Source organism: Streptomyces sp. Ru72, assembly GCF_002920635.1.
Classification (GTDB): domain Bacteria; phylum Actinomycetota; class Actinomycetes; order Streptomycetales; family Streptomycetaceae; genus Streptomyces.
This window is the reverse complement of the sequence record NZ_PQSR01000032.1, coordinates 37,763-58,162: the sequence shown is the minus strand read 5'-3', so window position 1 is coordinate 58,162 and position 20,400 is coordinate 37,763. Positions and strand designations below refer to the sequence as shown.

The 20,400-nt window shown below is 72.0% G+C and carries 15 protein-coding genes, 2 tRNA genes, 1 pseudogene and 1 riboswitch; of the genes and pseudogenes, 8 read left to right on the top strand and 10 right to left on the bottom strand.

Annotation, left to right across the window (positions count from 1 at the left end):
• Window positions 1-550 precede the first annotated feature (550 nt).
• From C3488_RS17480 to C3488_RS17465, 4 genes are all read left to right on the top strand, one after another.
• Window positions 551-1,975: an MFS transporter gene (locus tag C3488_RS17480; protein WP_103840391.1), complete on the top strand. Its 1,425-nt coding sequence runs from the start codon at window positions 551-553 to the stop codon at window positions 1,973-1,975.
• Between the two features lie 52 nt (window positions 1,976-2,027).
• A complete protein-coding gene (gene lhgO, locus C3488_RS17475) occupies window positions 2,028-3,266 on the top strand; it encodes an L-2-hydroxyglutarate oxidase (protein WP_103840388.1) in 1,239 nt (412 codons plus the stop codon).
• A gap of 161 nt (window positions 3,267-3,427) precedes the next feature.
• Complete coding sequence (gene trmB, locus C3488_RS17470) at window positions 3,428-4,204, top strand: tRNA (guanosine(46)-N7)-methyltransferase TrmB (protein WP_103840419.1); 777 nt, start codon at window positions 3,428-3,430, stop codon at window positions 4,202-4,204.
• A gap of 62 nt (window positions 4,205-4,266) precedes the next feature.
• On the top strand, window positions 4,267-5,679 hold the full coding sequence (locus C3488_RS17465; protein WP_103840386.1) for a PrsW family intramembrane metalloprotease: 1,413 nt from the start codon (window positions 4,267-4,269) through the stop codon (window positions 5,677-5,679).
• A 46-nt stretch (window positions 5,680-5,725) separates the two neighbouring features.
• On the opposite strand, the gene C3488_RS17460 is transcribed toward C3488_RS17465, so the two are convergent.
• The 5 genes from C3488_RS17460 to C3488_RS17440 all read right to left on the bottom strand — a co-directional run bounded on the left by C3488_RS17460 (window position 5,726) and on the right by C3488_RS17440 (window position 11,118).
• A complete protein-coding gene (locus C3488_RS17460) occupies window positions 5,726-6,670 on the bottom strand; it encodes an aldo/keto reductase (protein ID WP_103840385.1) in 945 nt (314 codons plus the stop codon).
• Between the two features lie 86 nt (window positions 6,671-6,756).
• Window positions 6,757-7,779, bottom strand: a complete 1,023-nt coding sequence (locus C3488_RS17455) for a M23 family metallopeptidase (protein WP_103840383.1) — start codon at window positions 7,777-7,779, stop codon at window positions 6,757-6,759.
• Window positions 7,780-7,790: 11 nt separating this feature from the next.
• Window positions 7,791-7,947, bottom strand: a riboswitch (cyclic di-AMP (ydaO/yuaA leader).
• Between the two features lie 214 nt (window positions 7,948-8,161).
• Complete coding sequence (locus C3488_RS17450) at window positions 8,162-9,646, bottom strand: PP2C family protein-serine/threonine phosphatase (protein ID WP_374955424.1); 1,485 nt, start codon at window positions 9,644-9,646, stop codon at window positions 8,162-8,164.
• Window positions 9,647-9,779: 133 nt separating this feature from the next.
• Window positions 9,780-9,853, bottom strand: a tRNA-Met gene (locus C3488_RS17445).
• A 116-nt stretch (window positions 9,854-9,969) separates the two neighbouring features.
• Window positions 9,970-11,118 carry a dihydrofolate reductase family protein gene (locus C3488_RS17440; protein WP_103840381.1) on the bottom strand — a complete coding sequence of 383 codons (1,149 nt, stop codon included), beginning with the start codon at window positions 11,116-11,118 and terminating at the stop codon, window positions 9,970-9,972.
• A gap of 79 nt (window positions 11,119-11,197) precedes the next feature.
• Between C3488_RS17440 and C3488_RS17435 the strand changes: the two genes are divergently transcribed.
• The 3 genes from C3488_RS17435 to tyrS all read left to right on the top strand — a co-directional run bounded on the left by C3488_RS17435 (window position 11,198) and on the right by tyrS (window position 14,096).
• Complete coding sequence (locus C3488_RS17435) at window positions 11,198-11,707, top strand: MarR family winged helix-turn-helix transcriptional regulator (protein ID WP_103840379.1); 510 nt, start codon at window positions 11,198-11,200, stop codon at window positions 11,705-11,707.
• A 307-nt stretch (window positions 11,708-12,014) separates the two neighbouring features.
• Window positions 12,015-12,653 carry a GTP cyclohydrolase II gene (gene ribA / locus C3488_RS17430; protein ID WP_103840415.1) on the top strand — a complete coding sequence of 213 codons (639 nt, stop codon included), beginning with the start codon at window positions 12,015-12,017 and terminating at the stop codon, window positions 12,651-12,653.
• 174 nt (window positions 12,654-12,827) lie between these two features.
• A complete protein-coding gene (gene tyrS / locus C3488_RS17425; RefSeq protein WP_103840378.1) occupies window positions 12,828-14,096 on the top strand; it encodes a tyrosine--tRNA ligase in 1,269 nt (422 codons plus the stop codon).
• 134 nt (window positions 14,097-14,230) lie between these two features.
• Here tyrS and C3488_RS17420 read toward each other — a convergent pair whose 3' ends face one another.
• The 3 genes from C3488_RS17420 to C3488_RS17410 form a co-directional block, all read right to left on the bottom strand.
• Complete coding sequence (locus C3488_RS17420) at window positions 14,231-15,964, bottom strand: heavy-metal-associated domain-containing protein (RefSeq protein ID WP_146067880.1); 1,734 nt, start codon at window positions 15,962-15,964, stop codon at window positions 14,231-14,233.
• A gap of 77 nt (window positions 15,965-16,041) precedes the next feature.
• Entirely contained in the window at window positions 16,042-16,773 is a 732-nt protein-coding gene (locus C3488_RS17415) for an MgtC/SapB family protein (RefSeq protein WP_103840374.1), read from the bottom strand.
• Window positions 16,774-17,223: 450 nt separating this feature from the next.
• On the bottom strand, window positions 17,224-19,173 hold the full coding sequence (locus C3488_RS17410; RefSeq protein WP_103840372.1) for an alkyl/aryl-sulfatase: 1,950 nt from the start codon (window positions 19,171-19,173) through the stop codon (window positions 17,224-17,226).
• A 154-nt stretch (window positions 19,174-19,327) separates the two neighbouring features.
• On the opposite strand from C3488_RS17410, the gene C3488_RS17405 reads away from it, so the two are divergent.
• On the top strand, window positions 19,328-19,861 hold the full coding sequence (locus C3488_RS17405) for a PadR family transcriptional regulator (RefSeq protein WP_103840370.1): 534 nt from the start codon (window positions 19,328-19,330) through the stop codon (window positions 19,859-19,861).
• 128 nt (window positions 19,862-19,989) lie between these two features.
• Here the strand turns inward: C3488_RS17405 and C3488_RS17400 are convergent.
• Both C3488_RS17400 and C3488_RS17395 read right to left on the bottom strand, forming a co-directional pair.
• A pseudogene (locus C3488_RS17400) lies at window positions 19,990-20,094 on the bottom strand (DNA mismatch repair protein MutT); the annotation flags it as partial.
• A gap of 145 nt (window positions 20,095-20,239) precedes the next feature.
• A tRNA-Lys gene (locus C3488_RS17395) sits at window positions 20,240-20,312 on the bottom strand.
• Between the last annotated feature and the right edge of the window lie 88 nt (window positions 20,313-20,400).

The following is a 20,400-nucleotide window of genomic DNA, read 5'->3' as shown; positions in this document are numbered from 1 at the left end:
AGCCGGTGAACTCCCGTGCGACCCACGGCCGTCGGAGAGCGGCGAAGGAAACAGCGACGCGAATGCGCCCCCGTAATGCTCCCCGAAAACGCCGTTCGCGCCCTCAAGAGTCGTGGTCGGGGCGTTGATGGGTGGTGAAATCCACCATCGATTTTCGGCCAAATCGGCTGCGGGCGGCCAGGCTTGGGCACGCTCCGTACAGGCCCTGCGCAACGCACGGTCCGGGAGACGGGGTTCGCCTCCCGGACCGGTCCGCCGCCCGCGGGGATGAAGGCGGCGGTGTCCCCCAGCCCACTGGATCCAGTACAGCGGGCCGACCCACGCACGGCCCATGGAACCGCCCCCGCGGTGGCCGGAGAAGAGCGCACGGACGGGCGCACGGCCACACAGCGGTAGCACGTGACGACACTCCGTACATAAGTGCGGACCACAATCCCGCCAACCGGATTTACGCCCCTTAACGCATGGGATGCGGCGAACTACGCTGGGTTTACGAATGCCGCGCGGTTATGCCACCGCCGCGGCAGCCGTCTGTGTCGAGGGGTGGCGCATGTCCAGGGAGCAACGCGGGCCGAACGAAAAGCTCGGCGCCGTTCTCGCCCTCGCGGGAATCAGCAACGCAGGACTCGCCCGGCGCGTCAACGATCTTGGTGCCCAGCGCGGGTTGACACTTCGCTACGACAAGACCTCGGTGGCCCGCTGGGTGTCGAAGGGCATGGTGCCGCAGGGTGCCGCGCCGCACCTGATCGCCGCGGCCATCGGCCAGAAGCTCGGCCGCCCCGTACCGCTCCACGAGATCGGTCTGGCGGACGCGGATCCCGCACCGGAAGTGGGCCTGGCCTTCCCCCGGGACGTAGGACAGGCGGTGAGGTCGGCGACGGAGCTCTACCGCCTCGACCTCGCCGGGCGCCGGGCCGGCAGCGGCGGCATCTGGCAGTCGCTGGCCGGATCTTTCGCAGTGAGCGCTTACGCGACCCCTGCTTCCCGCTGGCTGATAACACCGGCCGACAGCTCGGTGGCCCGCGACCCCGCCCCCGGCGACGGGTCCGGGGCGCCGATCAAGGTCGGCCACAGCGACGTCCGGAAGCTCCGCGAGGCGGCGGAGGACGCGAGGCGCTGGGACTCCAAGTACGGGGGCGGCGACTGGCGGTCGTCGATGGTGCCGGAGTGCTTAAGGGTGGAGGCGGCGCCGCTGCTGCTCGGGTCGTACTCCGACGAGGTCGGCAGAGCGCTGTTCGGCGCGGCAGCGGAACTCACCCGGCTGGCGGGCTGGATGGCGTTCGACACCGGCCAGCAGGAGGCCGCCCAGCGCTACTACATCCAGGCGCTGCGCCTCGCGCGCGCGGCGGCCGACGTGCCCCTCGGTGGCTACGTCCTGGCCTCCATGTCGCTGCAGGCGACCTACCGCGGCTTCGGCGACGAGGGCGTCGACCTCGCCCAGGCCGCCCTGGAGCGCAACCGCGGCCTGGCCACCGCCCGCACCATGAGCTTCTTCCGCCTGGTGGAGGCCCGAGCGCACGCGCGCGCGGGTGACGCCCAGGCGGCCGGCGCGGCCCTGAAGGCCGCCGAGGGCTGGCTGGAGCGGGCCCGCGACGGCGACAACGACCCGTCCTGGCTCGGCTTCTACTCCTACGACCGCTTCGCCGCCGACGCCGCCGAGTGCTATCGCGACCTCAAGGCCCCGCGCCAGGTCCGCCGCTTCACCGAACAGGCGCTGTCGCGGCCCGGGGAGGAGTACGTGCGCTCGCACGGGCTGCGCCTGGTGGTGTCGGCGGTCGCCGAGCTGGAGTCGGGCAACCTGGACGCGGCGTGCGAGCAGGGCGTGCGGGCGGTGGAGATCGCCGGGCGCATATCGTCGGCACGCACCACCGAGTACGTACGGGACCTGCTGCACCGGCTGGAGCCGTACGGCGACGAACCGCGCGTGGCGGAGCTGCGGGAGCGGGCGCGGCCGCTGTTGATGGCCCCGGTCTGACGGCGCGGCCGCAGGGCGCTTCCCCGGGTTTGAAGGCATTGTCAGTGGCGCAGTGCACTATCGAAACCGGGAGGTGGAGCAGGTGCGGCAGATCGCCTACGACTGCGACGTGCTGGTGATCGGTGGCGGAATCGTCGGCCTGTCGACGGCGTATGCGATCACGCGTGCCGCGCCCGGCACGCGGGTGACCGTCCTGGAGAAGGAGGCCGGCCCGGCCCGCCACCAGACGGGGCGCAACAGCGGGGTCATCCACAGCGGGATCTACTACCGCCCCGGCTCCCTGAAGGCCCGGTACGCGGTCGAGGGCGCCGCCGAGATGGTCAAGTTCTGCGCGGAGTACGGCATCGCGCACGCCGTCACCGGCAAGCTGATCGTCGCGACCGAACGGGAGGAGCTGCCGCGCCTGCACGCGCTGGTGCAGCGCGGCCGGGAGAACGGCATTCCGGTACGGGAGCTGGGCGCCGCACAGATAGCGGAGTACGAGCCCGAGGTGCGGGGTCTCGCGGCCATCCATGTGGGCAGCACCGGGATCTGCGACTTCGTGGCGGTCGCCCGGCAGCTCGGGGAGGCCTCCGGCGCGGAGATCCGGTACGGGGCGGACGTCCTCCGGATCGACCGGCGCGCCTCGCTGGGGGTCGCCGTACGCACGGGTGACGGTGCGGTGCTCCGCGCGCGTGTGCTGGTCAACTGCGCCGGGCTGCACTGCGACGAGGTGGCCCGGCTGACCGGGGACGACCCCGGGGTACGGATCGTGCCGTTCCGGGGCGAGTACTACGCGCTGCGCCGGTCCGAGCTGGTGCGGGGGCTGGTGTATCCGGTGCCGGATCCGGCGTTCCCGTTCCTCGGTGTGCATCTGACCCGCGGGATCGACTCAGAGGTGCACATCGGTCCGAACGCGGTGCCGGCGCTGGCCCGCGAGGGGTACGGCTGGCGGGTCGTACGGCCTCGGGAGCTGGGCGCGACGGTGGCGTGGCCCGGAACGTGGCGCATCGCGCGGCGGCACTGGCGGTACGGGGCGGGGGAGCTGCGCCGGTCGGTGTCGAAGGGGGCGTTCACCGAGGCCGTGCGGAGGTTGCTGCCCGCGGTGCGGGCGGACGACCTCGTGCCGGCCCCTGCCGGGGTGCGGGCGCAGGCGGTGCTGCGGGACGGGACGCTGGTGGACGACTTCCTGATCCGGGAGGGGGCGCGCGCGGTCCACGTGCTGAACGCGCCGTCCCCTGCGGCTACCGCTTCGCTGCCGATCGGGCGGGAGGTGGCACGGCGGGCGTTGGCGGTGCTGGGGCGGGAGTGAGCGGTGCCCGGGCAGCGCTGCCACGGGGGACCCCCGGACGGGCCGGCAACAGCCGCCCTACCTCTAAAATTGATCCCACTGTGTCTGATTCCCTCAACTTCGCTCCCGAAGACTCCCAGGTCACCCGTGGTGGCGGCGCCGGTGGCGGTGCCGGCGCGTCCATTCGGCACACCCGGGCGAAGGGCGAGCCCCGGTTTCCCGACGGGCCCAAGGCCGATCCCGCCGGGTCGCACTTCGAGCGGCGGATCCGTAGCTTCCAGCCGCGGCGGAGCCGGGTGACGGCCGGGCAGGCGGACGCGCTGCAGCGGCTGTGGCCCAAGTGGGGTCTGGACATCGACGGGCAGCGCGTCATCGACCTCGCCGAGCTGTTCGGGAACAGCCGCCCCGTCGTGCTGGAGATCGGGTTCGGCATGGGCGAGGCCACCGCGGAGATGGCCGCCGCCGACCCGGACACCAACATCCTCGCCGTCGATGTGCACACCCCCGGCCAGGGCAACCTGCTGGCCCTCGCCGACCGGGCGGGAATGACCAACATCCGCGTCGGCAACGGCGACGCGATCATCCTGCTCCGCGAGATGCTCGCCCCCGACTCCCTCGACGGGTTGCGCGTCTACTTCCCCGACCCCTGGCCCAAGAAGCGCCACCACAAGCGGCGGCTCATCCAGCCCGACTTCCTCACCCTCGCCGCGAGCCGTCTCAAGCCGGGCGCGCTGGTGCACTGCGCCACGGACTGGGAGCCGTACGCCGAGCAGATGCTGGAGGTGTTCACCGCGCACCCGCGGTTCGAGAACACCCAGCCCGGCGGCGGGTACGCGCCACGCCCCGGCTTCCGGCCGCTGACCCGTTTCGAAGGGCAGGGTCTGGACAAGGGTCATGTCGTGAGCGACCTGCTCTTCCGGCGCGTACAGCACAGCGCGCAGCCCACCGCCGAAGACTGAGCGTCCGCGCGTCTGTTGGACACCGTCGCGGGCGGCGCCCCCGTCTGGTTAGGGTCGATGCCGTGGCCACCTTTCCCTCGTACCCGACCCATCCGGGCGGCGACTCCGCCGGCGGCGGCTCGTTCGGGCACCCGCACTGGTGGCAGAGGCGGTGGGTGCGGTACGGGGCGCTGATCACGCTCCTCGCGCTCTCCGGGCTCGTCATCCTGGCCCTCGTGCGGCAGCAGACCGGGACCGAGGGCTTTCTGGTCGGGCTGGGCCTCGCGGTCCTGCCCGTGCCGCTGCTCATCGCGGCCTTCCGCTGGCTGGACCGGGTGGCGCCCGGCCCCTGGCGGAACCTGATCTTCGCCTTCGCCTGGGGCGCGTGCGCCGCCGCCCTCATCGCGATCGTCGCCAACAGTTTCGCCACCCGGTGGATAGCGACCGCGACCGCCGATCCGCACAGCGCCGACACGCTCGGCGCGACCGTGATAGCGCCGATCGTCGAGGAGTCCGCGAAGGCGGCGGCCGTGCTGCTCGTCTTCCTCTTCCGCAGACGGGACTTCACCGGGATCGTCGACGGGGTGGTGATAGCCGGCGTCACCGCCACCGGCTTCGCCTTCACCGAGAACATCCTCTACCTGGGCACGGCCTTCGGCACCGACCAGATGAGCGGGGGAAGCGGGCTGGCGTCCGTCACGGCCGCGACCTTCTTCGTCCGCGTGGTGATGTCGCCCTTCGCGCACCCGCTGTTCACCGTGCTCACCGGCATCGGTTTCGGCATCGCCGCGCTGTCCGCGGAACGCCGGCACGTGTGGCGGGTGCCGGCGCCGCTCGGCGGGCTGCTGCTCGCGATGGGCATGCACTCCATGTGGAACGGGTCGTCCACGTTCGGCCAGTACGGGTTCTTCGCCGTGTACGCGTCGTTCATGGTGCCCGCGTTCGGGCTGCTGACCTGGCTGGTCATCTGGACGCGGCAGCGGGAGCTGCGGACGGTGCGGGAGGAGCTGCCCGCGTACGTGGTCGCCGGGTGGATGGGGCCGGTGGAGCCGTTCGTGCTCGGTTCGATGCGGGCGCGGCGGCTGGCCCGTGAGTACGCGAGGCAGCACTTCGGGAAGGACGCGGCACGGTCGGTCGCGCGGTACGAGGCGTACGCGACGTCCCTGGCCTTCCTCCGCCACCGGGGGCGCCGGGGGCGGGTGAGCGGCGATTTCGTCGTACGGGAACGGGAGTTGCTGACCGAGCTGTGGGCGCGCCGGGAGGTGGCGCGGCCGGCGCTGGCCTACGCGGCACGGGCGACGGCACCCGTGGCTCCGCCGGTGTGGCCGGGGTACGGGCACGTGGCCTTCCAGGGGGCGCCGCGGTACGGCCCCGCGACGCCGCAGCACGGCCCCGCGACGCCGCAGTACGGCCCCGCGATGCCGCAGTACGGCCCCGCGATGCCGCAGTACGGTCCGGCGGCGCCGTATCCCGGGCACAACCCCTATCAGTCCTAGGAGTTGCCGGGAGCTCGGCGCCGCCGGATTCCGCCCTCTGGGGGCCCTACGCCGACGCCTCCGTCAGCTTGGCCACCTCCTCGTCCGTCAGCGTCAGGTCCGCCACGGCCAGCAGCGCCGGCAGCTGCTCCACCGTCCGCGCCGAGGCGATAGGGGCCGCGACCGTCGGCTGGGCCGCCAGCCAGGCGAGCGCCACCGTCGGGATCTCGGCGCCCCGGGCCTCGGCGACCTCGTCGAGGGCCGTCAGGACGCGCTGTCCGCGCTCGGTCGCCAGGTGCTTGGCCGCACCCTCCGCGCGCGCCGACTCCACCGTCGTATCCGGCCGGTACTTGCCGGTCAGGAAGCCCGAGGCCAGCGAGAAGTACGGAACCGCCGCGAGCCCCGCCCGGGAGGCGAGGTCCTGCAGCGCACCCTCGTAGGTGTCGCGCGAGACCAGGTTGTAGTGCGGCTGCAGCGCCACGTACCGCGCGAGGTTCTCGCGGTCGGAGAAGTCCAGGGACTCCTTCAGGCGCTCGGCGGAGATGTTGGAGGCGGCGATGGCGCGCACCTTGCCCGCCTTCACCAGCTCGTCGAGCGCGCCGATGATCTCCTCGACCGGCACCTCGGGCTTGTCGAAGTGCGTGTAGTAGAGATCGATGTAGTCGGTGTCCAGACGGCGCAGGGACGCGTCGGCCGCGGCCTTGATGTTGGCGGCGGTCAGCCCCTGGTAGTCGGGGTGCTGACTGACCTTGGTCGCGATGACCACGTCGGAGCGGTTGCCGCGCGCCTTCACCCACGTGCCGATGATGGTCTCGGACTCGCCGCCCTTGTTCCCCGGCACCCAGGCCGAGTACGAGTCGGCCGTGTCGACGAAGTTCCCGCCCGCCTCCGCGTATGCGTCGAGGACTGCGAAGGACTGCGTCTCGTCGGCGGTCCAACCGAAGACGTTGCCGCCGAGGGACAGCGGGAAGACCTCGAGATCGGAAGAACCCAGCTTGCGAAGAGAAGTCATGCTCTGTGTCAACGCCTGGACCGCGCCGGTGTCTTCCGGGAAGCCCGCAAAGATCGTGCAAACTGCGCGCTCTTCGCGGGGTGCGGTCAGGGGTTGAGGCCCTTGCCGCGCAGCCAGGCCAACGGGTCGATCGCGGCGCCGCCGTTCGGGTGGACCTCCAGGTGCAGGTGCGGCCCGGTGACGTTGCCGGTCGCGCCCACGCGGCCGATGACGTCGCCCGTGCCGACCTTCTGCCCGACCGTGACGCTGATCGACGACTGGTGGCAGAACCACAGCTCGGTGCCGTCGTCGAGGGTGAGGATCGTGCGGTAGCCGTAGGAACCGGCCCAGCCCGCCTCCGTGATCGTGCCGCTGTGGACGGCCTTGATGAGCGTGCCGGTGGGTGCGGCGAAGTCCAGGCCGGTGTGGAAGCCGGAGGACCACATGGCACCGGCGTCGCCGAAGTGGGAGGTCAGGGTGTAGGAGGAGGTCGGCAGCGTGAACTGCCGGGCGAGTGCGGCGAGCCGCGCGGCCTCCTGCGCCTTCTTCTGCAGAGCGGCGGCCTTGGCCTGCGCGTCGTCCTGCGCCTTGGCCGCCGCGGCGGCGGCCTTCTTCACCGCGGCGTCCTCGGCGGCCTGCGCCGCCTTCTGCGCGATCCGGTCCTGCTGGGACTCGGCCTGCTGCATGATCCGGGCGCGCAGCGCCTCGCCCGCGCCCTTCGCGTTCGCGGTGCCGGTGGCATCACCGGCATCGGTCCGGCCGACGCTGCTGAGAGCGGTGGCCGAGCTCTTGGGTGCGGCGGAGTCGTCGCCGATGAGCGCCTTGGCGGATTCCGTGACCGAGGAGAGGTCCGGCAGGGATATGGACACCGGCGGCTTGCCGGACTGCGCGGTGGCCATTCCGCCCGCGCCGACGGCGGCGATCACACCGACGCCGAGGACGGTGGAGCTGCGGGCGAGCCCGCCCCCGCGCTGCTTGACGACGCGGTGCCGGCCGCGGACGGAGCGGAGGGAGTCCTCGGTGGGGTTCCACTCCTCCCAGGGGCCCTCGTCGATGCCGGGTGCGACGTCGAGCGTCCGAGTGCCGTTCGGGGCGAACGAAGTGCTCTGGGCAGGCCGGTTGAACGCCACGTGGGCGTACTCCTTTCCTTCCGTCTCGCCTACCGGGTTAGCTGACGGGTTCGGAGCAGGAAGGTCTCCTACGCGCGTATACCGGCCGTGCGACACGGCGGTATCCGCTCGATTCACCCCAAGGTGGTGGTTCCCCGGCTCCCTCGCGGGATTCGGCAGGCGCGCACGGAGCCGCCTCTGGTGACGGCTGGGACGACCGCGCTGCGTTATCGAACGTTAATAGACCCGAGGCGCGTATTCCAAGCCGTTCGGGCAGATCCGTCATGCCGTCGACCTGGACTTTCACGGTCTTAACGGAGGAAATCGGGCGAGTCGCCACCGCCCCAGCGACCACACAGGCATTGACGGTATGTCAGCTGTTATGCGGAGGGACATGACTTACTCACTCTTCGTGACCGGGCTCATGGGCCGCGGGCCGGCGCACGGCCAGCAGAGCCATGTCGTCCGTGCCACGGCGCCCGGTGTGCCGGGCGACCTCGCGCGTCACAGTGCTCAGCAGGGCGCCGGGGCCGGGGAAGACCCGTCCGGCGAGGCGGACGGCGGGGTCGTAGAACCGGCCGTGCGCGTCCCGTGCCTCCGAGACGCCGTCGGTGTGGAAGAGCAGCGTCGAGCCGGGTGGGAAGTCCCACTCCTCCGCCCGGTCGGGCCAGACGCCGAGGTCGCCCATGCCGAGCGGCAGCGCGGGCTCGCGGGCCTGCAGTTCACGCAGGGAGCCGTCCGGGAGCAGGAGCAGCGGAACGGGGTGGCCGCGGTTGACGATGCGGACGACGCCGGAGCCGTGCGGGATCTCGGCGAGGACCGCGGTGGTGAACCCCTCGTAGACGTCGGGCCCCTCCCGTCCGGCGCGGTCGCGTGACAGCGCCCGCTCCAGGCGCTGGACGACGGCCTCGAGCGTCGGCTCCTGTTCGGCGGCCTCCCGGAAGGCGCCGATCAGGACGGCCACGGCCGTCACGGCGCCCATGCCCTTGCCGCGTACGTCGCCGACGACGAGCCGTACCCCGTGCGGGGAGTCCTGGACGGTGTACAAGTCGCCGCCGATGAACGCGTCGGCCTGGGCGGCCTCGTAGCGGGCGGCGATGTCCAGCCCACCGATCCGGGCGGCCGGCTCGGGCAGCACCGCACGCTGCGCGGCCTCGGCGATCTGGCGGGCGGAGGCGAGGCGGGCGACGTTGCGGCGGACCAGCACGTTGATGAGGACGGCCAGGGCGGCGACGGTGACGACCGTGGCCACCTCGGTGACCTCGCCCGCCTTTCCGAGGACGCCGAGCCCGAGGTGGACCCCGAGGACGACGGCGACGGCCGCCGTGCCGGTGAGGACGGTGCCGCGCAACGAGAACAGGGGCGCGGCGACGAGCGGCGCGGCGGTGAAGAGGGGGCCTGCCGTGTAGTCGGCCGGGGCGAAGAGGTCGAAGCAGACCCCCGCGACGATCAGCAGCCCGGGCAGGGCCCGCAGAAAGGACCGCGCGTAGGAGATCCGCCGCTCCTCGGCCTCCGCGGCGGCCTCCGCCTCGGCCCCTGCGTACGCCGGCCCCCGAACGGCCCTCGCGCCGGGGGCGGGGACGGGGGTGCCGGGGCCGGGCGCGGGAGCTTCGAAGGCTCCGAGAGCTTCGGGCGCTTCTGGGGCTCCGGGGGCCTCGACGAGCCGGCCGGGTCTGCCGGGTCGGCGGTCCTCGCGGTCGGGGACACACCCGCCGGACCGGTTGCCGCGGTCGGACAGACACCCGCCCGACCGGTCGTGACGGCCGGAGAGACGCCCGCGCGACCGCTCGTGGTCCTCGACCCTCTCCTCACACGGCCCGGCGGGCCCACACCGCTCGTCCGGATCGTCCTGCTCCCATGACCACCGCTCTCCTGCTTGCTGCACCACCCGTCCAGGCTTCCCGGAAGGGCGGCGGGGGGCGACCGCTGTGGGCCGGGCGGAGTAGCCGCCAGTGGGTGAAGGAGAGCCGGGGAGACACCGAGGGCCGGAGTCCTTTCGGACTCCGGCCCTCGGCCTTCAGTAGCGGGGACAGGATTTGAACCTGCGACCTCTGGGTTATGAGCCCAGCGAGCTACCGAGCTGCTCCACCCCGCGTCGGTGATTCCAGTGTACGCCATGCGCGCGACAGGTAGCGCACGGGTTGTACCCCCATGCCGTCGCACCAGCGATTTCCGGCCGTAGACGGAGCGGCTCGGCCCCCTCGGAGACCGTCAGGAACGGGCGGCCGGGGGCAGCAGATGGGCGTTCGGGGCCTTGGCGCGGCCCTCGTACTCCGGAAGCAGCACCACGTCCACGCCGGCGGCCGCCAGCACCGCGTTCCCGTCAGCCGACGCGACGAACGTGTCCGGTTCCCGCCAGGCCGTCACCACCCGTCGTACCCCCGCGTCGATGATCAGCCGGGAGCAGGGCGCAGGCCGGGACGCGCGGCGGGCGCACGGCTCCAGGCTGCTGTACACCGTCGCGGAGGCCAGCCTCGGGTCCGCCGGGTCCAGCTTCGCCAGCGCCGCCTCCTCGGCGTGGACGACGGGGTCGCCGCCCTCCCGGGAGTGGCCCCGCGCCAGTTCCGTGCCGTCGGCGGCGACGACCACCGCGCCGACGCTGAAGGCGGTCTGTGACGGCGGGCACCGGTCCGCCAGCTCGCAGGCCACCTCCAGCCATCGCCGGTCCGCGGCCGAGGCGAGCCTCCCGGTGCCGGGCGCGGTGGGCACGTACCGCATCAGCACCACGTCGCCGACCGCGCGCGTCTCCACCAGCCGCATCCGGCCCGGCGGGTACACGCCGTGCCCGAACATCCGCGGGGCGTCCGGCTCCCCCACGAACAGCGGCGCCACCACGAGCTGCACCTCGTCCGCGAGCCCCTGCTGGAGCAGCCGCGTGTGCACGCTCCCGCCGCCCTCGACCATCAGCCGCCGTACGCCCTTCACATCGCCGAGGTGGTCGAGCACGTCCCGCCACTCCACGTCCGGCCCGAGCGCGACCACCTCCACGTCCGCCGGCAGCACACCGCGCAGCCGCCGGGCGCCCTTGTCCGTCGTGTACAGGGTCTTCGCGCCGCCCGTGTGCCAGAAGCGGGCCTGCGGATCGAGGTCCCCGGACGCGCTGACCGTGACCTTCAGCGGGTACTCCGGCAGCCCGGCGGCGAGGCGGGCCGCACGCCGCTCGGGCGAGTAGACCAGCAGCCGGGGGTTGTCGATGCGCAGTGTGCCCGCGCCGATGAGGATGGCGTCGCTGCCCGCCCGCACCTCGTCGACCCGGTCGAAGTCCTCCGGGCCGGACAGCAGCAGCCGTTCCGGCCCGGTGTCGTCCAGGAAGCCGTCGAGGGAGACGGCGGCGGACAACAGGACGTAGGGGTGGGCCATGGCGGCGCTCCTGGGGTCGGGACGATCCGGTGAACGAGGCAGCTTGGTTCAACTTTTAAACAATAACTACACTGCCAGTATGACGACCCGCTGGCTCACCCCCGAGGAACAGCGTGCCTGGCGCGCGTACCTGGCCGCGTCCTGGCTCCTGGAGGACGCGATCGACCGGCAGCTCCAGCAGGAGGCCGGCATGCCGCACCTGTACTACTCGATCCTGGCGAACCTCTCCGAGGCGCCCGACCGCAGTATGCGCATGACCGATCTCGCCGAGGCACTGAAGATCACGCGCAGCCGGCTGACGTATGCGGTCACCCGACTGGAGAAGGACGGAACGGTCCGCCGGGAGGGCTGCCCGACCGACAAGCGCGGCAGCGTGGCGGTCCTGACGGAGGACGGCAGGGCGCTCCTGGAGCGTACGGCGCCCGGTCATGTCGAGACGGTCCGCTCGGCCGTCTTCGACCACCTCACCGAGGAGCAGGTGGCCCAACTGGAGGCGATCTGCTCCCGGATCACGCAGGCGCTCCAGCAGGACGAGGAGCGGTCGGCGTGCGGCGAGCTGCCGTGGCGTCGGCGTTCGTCCACACCGTGACTCAGGCGACACGGGCAAAATAGTTGCTTGAAACTTAAAGCAGGGATAGAGTCTCGACCGAGGTTGTGCTTCAAATCTGAAGCATGAGGCGCATCCTCCGCACCCGCCATCGTCGGCCAGGAGAAAGACGACAGCCATGCGCGACGCACACGAGACCGCCCCTTCCCGCGACTCCGGTGACACAGCCGACCCGCACACAACCGCCCCGCACCCGGCGGGGCTGCCCGCAGCCGCCCTGGCCGTCCCCCTTCCCGCCAACGACCTGCCCGGTGCCGTTCTTCCCGCCACCGAGCTGCTCGGTGGCGGCCTGCCCGGTGCCGGGCTTCCGGCCGCCACCGTCCGCACCCGGGTGACGGTCCCGCTCCGCTTCGGCGACGGCTACACGGTCACCGCGGACCTGGTCACCTTCCACGGCCTGGCCGACGGGCAGGAGCACGTGGCCGTGATCCTCGGCGAGCCGGCCGCCGGCAGGCCGCCGCTGGTGCGGCTGCACTCCGAATGCCTGACCGGAGACGTCTTCGGCTCGGCCCGCTGCGACTGCGGCCCCCAGCTGCGGGAGGCGGTGGAGCGCATCGCCGAGCACGGCGGCGTCCTGCTCTACCTGCGCCAGGAGGGCCGCGGCATCGGCCTCTACAACAAGCTCGACGCCTACGCCCTCCAGGACCAGGGCCTGGACACCTACGAGGCGAACGCCGCGCTCGGCCTGCCGGAGGACGCCCGCGACTACACGGCCGCCGCGCAGATGCTCCGGGCGCTCGGCATCGACGCCCTGGACCTGCTCTCCAACAACCCCGACAAGGCCCAGCAGCTCCGCGACCTCGGTCTCACGGTCACCCACCGCGTCCCCACGGGCGTCTTCACCACCGCCCAGAACGTGCGCTACCTGCGCGCGAAGGTGGTCCACACCCAGCACACGCTGCCGCTCACGGAGCTGACGGCGGGCTGACGGCGGCTGAGCGGGCCGGTCCGGGACCGTGTGGTTCAGGACACTTCCAGGCTGCGGAAACGGCCTGGCCGCTCCTTCCACGCACTGCCGCTGAGCAGCACAAACGCAGAGATGCGGCCGGAGCACTACACTGGCCGCCACATTGACACGCGCGACTCGAGGAGACACAGGACCGTGACGGCCATCGTCGACGAGCTCAAGTGGCGTGGGCTGATCGCCCAGGCCACTGATGAGGACGCACTGCGCAAGGCTCTCGCGGACGGCCCCGTCACGTTCTATTGCGGCTTCGACCCCACCGCGGCCAGCCTGCACGTCGGCCACCTGGTGCAGGTGCTCACCCTACGCCGGCTCCAGCAGGCAGGGCACCGGCCGCTGGCGCTCGTGGGCGGCGCGACCGGCCACATCGGCGACCCGCGGCCGACCGCCGAGCGCACCCTGAACGACCCGGAGACCATCGCCCGGTGGGTGGCCCGGCTGCGCGCGCAGATCGAGCCGTTCCTCTCCTTCGAGGGCGACAACGCGGCGACCATGGTCAACAACCTGGACTGGACCGCGGGCCTGTCCGTGATCGAGTTCCTGCGCAACATCGGCAAGCACTTCCGAGTGAACAAGATGCTCACCAAGGACTCGGTCGCCCAGCGCCTGGCGTCCGAGCAGGGCATCAGCTTCACGGAGTTCAGCTACCAGTTGCTCCAGGCCATGGACTTCCTGGAGCTGTACCGGCGGTACGGGTGCACGCTCCAGACGGGCGGCAGCGACCAGTGGGGAAACCTCACGGCCGGTCTCGATCTGATCCACCGCCTGGAACCGCACGCCGAGGTGCACGCGCTCGCGACGCCGCTGATGACGAAGGCGGACGGCACCAAGTTCGGCAAGACGGAGACCGGCGCCCTCTGGCTCGACCCGGAGATGACCACGCCGTACGCGTTCTACCAGTTCTGGCTGAACACCGATGACCGGGACATCTCGCGGTACATGCGCATCCTCTCCTTCAAGTCCCGCGAGGAGCTGGAGGAGTTGGAGAAGGTGACCGCGGAGCGACCGCAAGCCCGCACCGCGCAGCGCGCGCTCGCCGAGGAGCTGACCACGTTGGTTCACGGCGCCGACCAGTGCGCTGCCGTCATCGCCGCGTCGAAGGCGCTGTTCGGGCAGGGTGAACTCGCCGAACTCGACGAGGCGACTCTGGCGGCCGCGGTCTCCGAGCTCCCGAACGCCAAGGTGGGCGAGCTCGGCCAGGTCACCGATCTCTTCGCGGAGGTCGGCCTGGTGGCAAGCAAGTCTGCCGCCCGCCGCACCGTGAAGGAGGGCGGCGCCTACGTGAACAACGTCAAGGTGACCGCCGAGGACGCGGTCGCCACGGCCGACCAGCTGCTGCACGGTCGCTGGCTGGTGCTGCGCAGGGGCAAGAAGAACCTGGCAGTGGTCGAGGTCACCGGAACCTGAGGCAGACCGGGAGCCGGAGCTCAGCCGTGGGCGGGAGGCGCCCTTCCCGCCCACGAAGCTGAGCCACGCCAACCGCGAGGCGAGCAAGCCGGTCGGCATCAGCCCCGGCGCGGCCGGATCACGTCCCCCGAGGCTCACCGCAACGCGCGCCGCGCCGTCCTGGTGGACCACAGCATGGCCAGCAGGCTCGCGACATGCACCGGGGTGAGGGCGCGGAGGACACCGTGCCTCCGGCCGACGAGGGCGATCAGGGTTCCGGTGGCGGAGCCTGCCAGCGCCAGGAGGACGCAGCGCCGGGAGACCGCGCGCGCCGCGGTCACCGCGCGCAGGATGCGCCAGGCGTCCTGAAGACCGTCCGCGCAGACCAGGTCCGCCGACCAGGACGCCTCGGCGCCCGGCGCGTCGGGCACCGCGACCGCGATGTCCGCGGCGGCCAGCGCCTCCGCGTCCGAACCCGAGATCACCAGGACCCCCTCCCCGTGGTCCCGCAGCTCACACACCCGGCCGGCGAGGCCTTCGCGCCCGCCCACGATCTCGTCGGACGGGCAGAGGAGTTCCCGGATGCGCTCGTCCTCGCTGAGCACCACACGCGCTCCGGTGGCGCGCGCGGCGGCCAGCACCGTCACGGCGGGCGGAGCCGGCCGCCCGCCCTTCGTCACCAGCACCGCGGAGTCGACGACCACGGCGGAGACCACGTCGAGCAGCCGCAGCGCCGACGGGTCCAGCGGTACGACACCACGCCGTGCCAGCTCACGTCCGACCGTGGCGGCGAAGGCCTCCCGCCCGTAACGGGCCGCCCGGGGGACGGCGGCGAGCAGGGCGTCCGCCGCCCGGCCGGTACTGCCCCTCAGTGCGAACACCGCCACCGCGGTGAGCGGGGCGGCCGACGCCAGCCGCGCCTCCCACCGCTCGACGGGACCGGGTGGCCGGGCCCTGCCCCGCAGATGCCGCACCGGCCGGGTGTGCGGCACGCAGGCGGGGCCCGGGCACAGGTCCCTCTCGCGCCGCTCCCACACCTGACGCCGGGCCCGGATCTCGCGCAGCAGCAGCGTCCGGTTCGCCGCGTCGACGGCGGGCATCCCGATGCCGCCGTACAGCCCGCCCACGACGGCGCCGGCCAGCGACAGCAGCAGATCGGTCTCCAGCGGCCCGATACGGCGCACCAACGGTCTGCGCAGCCCCCGCTCCAGCTCCAGCGCCGCCACCGCCACGGGCACCACCCGGGGCAGCGACGGCAGCCCGAACACCCTCCGGACCACTCCGGCTGCCACCGCCGCGCAGTCGACCAGCAACTCGGCCGTCACCGCCGCGACCGGCGCGTCGTCGCCCGGGGTGACCGGCTGCGCCCAGGGGAAGTCCGCGTCCCGCACGCCTTGGGCCTTCTCCACCGCCCTGACCGTGTTCAGCAGGCGGTCGACCCCGACACTGCGCTCGTCGAACGACAGCAGCACCTGGCCGGTCACCGCGTTGACCTCGGCCCACCGCACCCCGCTCAGCCCACGCAGCGCCCTGGTCACACCGCCCGTCAGCCGTTCCCGAGTGCGGCCGCCGCGATCGAGCCCGCGCACCTCGATGTGCGCACGCCCGTGCGAGGCCCACACATGACGGGTGTGCCGCCGCGGATGGAGATCGGCCAGAACGCGCCCCGCCCGTACGGCCCGCCCGGGCACCCCCGCGGCCGCCGAGACGCCCTGCTGGACCGCCGACACCGCGATCCGCCCGCTCCCCTCGGCGGCGCGCAGCCCGGTCCTGGCCGCCACCGGCGCCACCCGCCCGGCGGTTCGGGCGCCCGCCGCGCCGAGGGCCCACGCCCCGCTGACCCCGGCACGGGTCACGGACGCCAGGGACGACACCACACTTCCGGCCACCACGCCCGGGTACCCGCAGGGCTCGCGCTCTAAATGCCGCTCGCCGACCGCCACCGGTACGACTCCGCTCGTCGTCTCTACTCGTCGTCCGTGGCGGCCGTCATCTCCCCATCCAGCACTCCCTCGTTCTCGAACAGCTCGGCCGTCAGCCGTCCGGTGTCGGTCGTACCCTCCAGCTCGAGCAGCACGCGTGCGGCCGGGTCGGTGCTGCCGGGCAGCCGGTCGACCTTGACCTGGAGGATGCGGAAACCGCGCCGGGTGCAGATCTCCATCAGCCGGGGCAGCAGGGCCGTTCCGGTGCGGTAGGTCATGCGCAACTCGAAGACGGACGGCGCCCTGTCCGGCATGAGACGCGCAGTGAGCAGCGGGTAGCCCCGCACGACGAGGAAGTGCAGGGCCGTGACCGCCATGGCGAGGATCGGCAGGCCCCCGCCGCAGGCCATGCCCACCGCGCAGGTGAGCCAGACCGTCGCCGCGGTGGTCAGGCCGCGGACGGCGTCCCGGCGTACGAAGATGAGTCCGCCGCCGATGAAACCGATGCCGGACACGATCTGGGCGGCCACCCGCGACGGGTCGAAGGAGACGTGGTCCAGCCCGAGCACGTTGGTGAAGCCGTGCTGGGAGACCTCCATCATCAGTGCGCTGGCGATGCCGACCAGGGTGTGGGTCCGCAGTCCCGCGCTCTTCTGCTGCGCGGCCCGCTCCCAGCCGATCAGGGTGGACAGCACCAGGGCCACACCGAGTTCGGACAGCTGCCGCAGCCCCTGCCCATTGCCCACGTCCCACAAGTCAGCCGCCAGCTCGGACATGCGCACCTCCCCTCCGGCCACACGCATACCCCGGTGACGACGGCCATGCCTGTGAAGAGGGGCACGAGTCGAGAGGGCAGGGAGGGGACGCTCCCGCGGGCCCGGAGAACGAAACGGCGCCCGCCCCGGCCGAAGCCGGACCGGACGCCACGTGACAGGCCGGAGGAGGGTGCCCCTCGCCTGCCAACCGCAGGCCCTGTGGGACTCGAACCCACAACCAATGGATTAAAAGTCCTGGCCAGGGCTTGCCGATGATTCCGGACGCTGCTTCCGTGTCCGGAATCCCCTGGTCAGAGCATGTTCACCGTGGGGCGCGGTGCGGCTCGTGACGGCTCGTGCCGCACCGTCCGCTCACGCATAAGGGGCCGGCGACCAGCCCTTTCCGGCATTCTGCCTGACGCCATTGTTTGAGCGTGCCCTCGCCGCGGTCGGGGAGGAGCCGTCTCTATCTCATCGGAGGTTCGGAGTGACGACGTCGAACGTTCCGGTGAACGTGTCGAGCAGGCCGAGGAGGGCCTCGATGTCCGTACGGTCGCCGTCCACTGCGGCGGCTTCGTCGGCGAGGAGTTGACCGAGGGGCGTCGTGCCGTAGGCGAGGTCGGCCAGTGCGGCGTGTGTGATGCGCAGCGTGCCGGTCGGCTCGGTGGGGAAGGGCGGCTGCGTGTGGCGCAGGATGCCGTTCTCCACGATCAGCAGGAGGCGGTCCTTGGTCGTGTCGTCGAGCCGGTCGCTGGTGATGTCGAGCCCGATGCGGAGGCGGGTCTTGGCGGCGTTCGGGCCGTTGAGGCGGATCGCCATGTAGTCCAGCACCATCTCCGTCGTCATGCCGGCCACAAGGTCCGGGCCGGCGCCGCCGGACGGCTGCCCCGCCGGCGCGCCGTGGCGCAGTTCCTGGGCGCCGACGAGGTAGAAGTTGCGCCAGGGTGCCGCCTCGGAACGGTAGCCGAGCTGTTCGAAGACGTCGGCCTGGAGCAGGCGGGCGGGCCGGTGGTCGGGGTCGGCGGCGAGGGCGTGCCCGAGCAGTTCGGCGGCCCAGCGGTCCTCGCCGGCTTCGTGGGCGGTGCGGGCGTGGGTGACCGCGGCGTCGGTGCCGCCCATGAGCTCGACGTAGCGCCGTCCTGCCTCGGCGGGCGGCAGTGGGTCGAGGTGGGCCGGGTTGCCGTCGAACCAGCCGAGGTAGTGCTGGTAGACGGCCTTGACGTTGTGGCGCGTGGCGCCGTAGTTGCCACGGTTGGCCCAGTAGGCGTCCAGCGGCTCGGGCAGCTGGAAGAGCTCGGCGATCTCGTTCGGCGTGTAGCCGTGGTTGGCCAGGCGCAGGGTCTCGTCGTGGAGATAGCGGTAGAGGTCGCGGTGCATGCCGAGCAGCTCGGCGATCTGTTCCTGGCCCCAGACCGGCCAGCCGTGGCCGAGGAACACGACGTCGGAGTCGGCCCCGTACAGGCGCAGCGCCTCGTCGATCGCGGCGCTCCACGCGGCGGCGTTGCGGACCGGCGCGCCGCGCAGCGTGTACAGGTTGTGCATGTGGTGGGAGATCAACTCAGCCATGCACAGCGCCCGGCGCTCGGGCAGATGGAAGTTCACCTCTGCGGGCGCCTCGGTGTCGGTCACGTACTGGAAGACGAACCGGACCCCGTCGAGGACGAGTTCCTCGCCCGTGCGCCGTACCTCGTGCGTCGGACGGATCAGGGACGTGCGGCCGGTCGCCACGGCAGCGCAGCTGCCGTTCATCACGTGGCCGCGGGGGCCCTTCGGCAGGCGGCCGCCGAACATGAAGCCGGAGCGGCGGCTCATCGCGACGCCTGCGGAGACGTTCTCGCTGACGGCGTGCTCGTAGAAGCCCGCCGGGGCGACGACCGGGACCAGGCCGGCGCGGACGTCGGCCTCGTCGACGACTCCCTTGACCCCGCCGAAGTGGTCGATGTGGCCGTGGGTGTGCACGACCGCGGTGACCGAGCGGTCCCCGAGGGTGCGGCGGACCAGGTCCAGGGCGGCCGCGGAGGTCTCGACACAGGTGAGGGGGTCGATGACGACATAGCCCTCCTCACCGGTGACGACCGTCATGTTGGCGGCGTCGTAGCCGCGCACCTGGTAGACGCCGTCGGTGACCTCGAACAGGCCGTGGTTGCGGTGCAGTTGGGACAGTCGCCACAGGCTGGGGTGCACCGTCGTCGGTGCGTCACCGTCGATGAAGGAGTGCGCCGTCAGGTCCCAGACCACCCTGCCCGAGCCGTCCCGGATAACCGGGGGGTCGATCGCGGCGATCCGCCCGCGCTGAACGTCCTCGAAGGCCCGCCGGTCACCCCACGGGAGCGTCTCCGCGGCGGCTGAGTGCCGTGCGGCCGTAGCGGGGCCGGCCTCCTTCGGCTGGAGTTCGGCGGGCGGATCGGACGTCTGGGACATGGCCCTTCTCTTCCTCTGTGATCGACCTGAAGGCGGGTGGGACACCAGCACCGGCCCCAACCGATACCTCGATTCAAGGTATACCTGAAAGCTAACATGCGATTCGTGGTACCTCGGTACGCGGTATTTCGCCAGTGCATGCGACCATGGGGGCGTGTTGGAGCTCGCGATCCTGGGTCATCTCGCGGACGGCCCGCTGCACGGTTACGTGCTGCGCCGCCGCGTCGAACAGTTGTCCGGCCATACCCGGCCGATCAGCGACGGCAGCCTCTATCCAGCGATCAACCGCATGGTCAAGCGCGGCCTGCTGGCCCGGCACACCGAACCTGGCGCTGCGGCGGCCCAGCGGTACGTGCTGACCCTCACCGACGCAGGGCGCGCCGAACTGCTGGAACGCCTGCGCGAGCCCACCCAGCAGGACATCACCGACCACAACCGGTTCTTCACGCTCCTGGCCTTCCTCTCCCTGTTGCCCGACACGGAACAGCAGCACGCGGTGCTACGGCGGCGGCTGGAGTTCCTGGAGACGCCCGCGAGCTTCTTCTACGACGGCGACCGCCCCCTGCCGGCGGAGGAAGTCGCCGACCCTTATCGCCGCGGCATGCTGCTCATGGCCCGATCCATCAGCCGGGCCGAACGCGCCTGGCTGCACGAGGTCCTGGACGGCCAAGGCGGCACCACGGGCTGACGAGCACGGGCCGACTGCGCCGATGCGCCGCAGCTGACCCGCTAGGGGGCACGAACGTGCGCGCTTCACCCCTCCTCGTGCACGGCGACGGTCCCAAGCGCTCAGTCCCACTTCTCTTGAAGGAAGGATCACTCCCATCCGTTGAGTGACACCTGAGGGCCATCCTGGAGATAACGGTGGAGAGCGCTGGTGGTGGTGTCCACGAACTCCCGCGGGATGGCGCCGGCGTCGACGGTCACGTCCGCTGGAGTGTGTATCGACGGCCACGGGCACATCCGCTCACGTACGGGCCAGAAAACGAAACAGCGCCCGAGCCGACCGAAGCCGACCCAGGCGCTGCGTAGCAGGTCAGAGGGGGGAAGCCCTCTCCCGCCGCCGTAGGCCCTGTGGGACTCGAACCCACAACCAATGGATTAAAAGTCCACTGCTCTGCCAATTGAGCTAAGGGCCCTCGCGATGTTGCCTCCCCGAGCATAGCCCGACGAGGCCGTATCTCCGATCGGGTATCGGGGAGGCGGGCCGGAAGTGTTCGCTGTGGG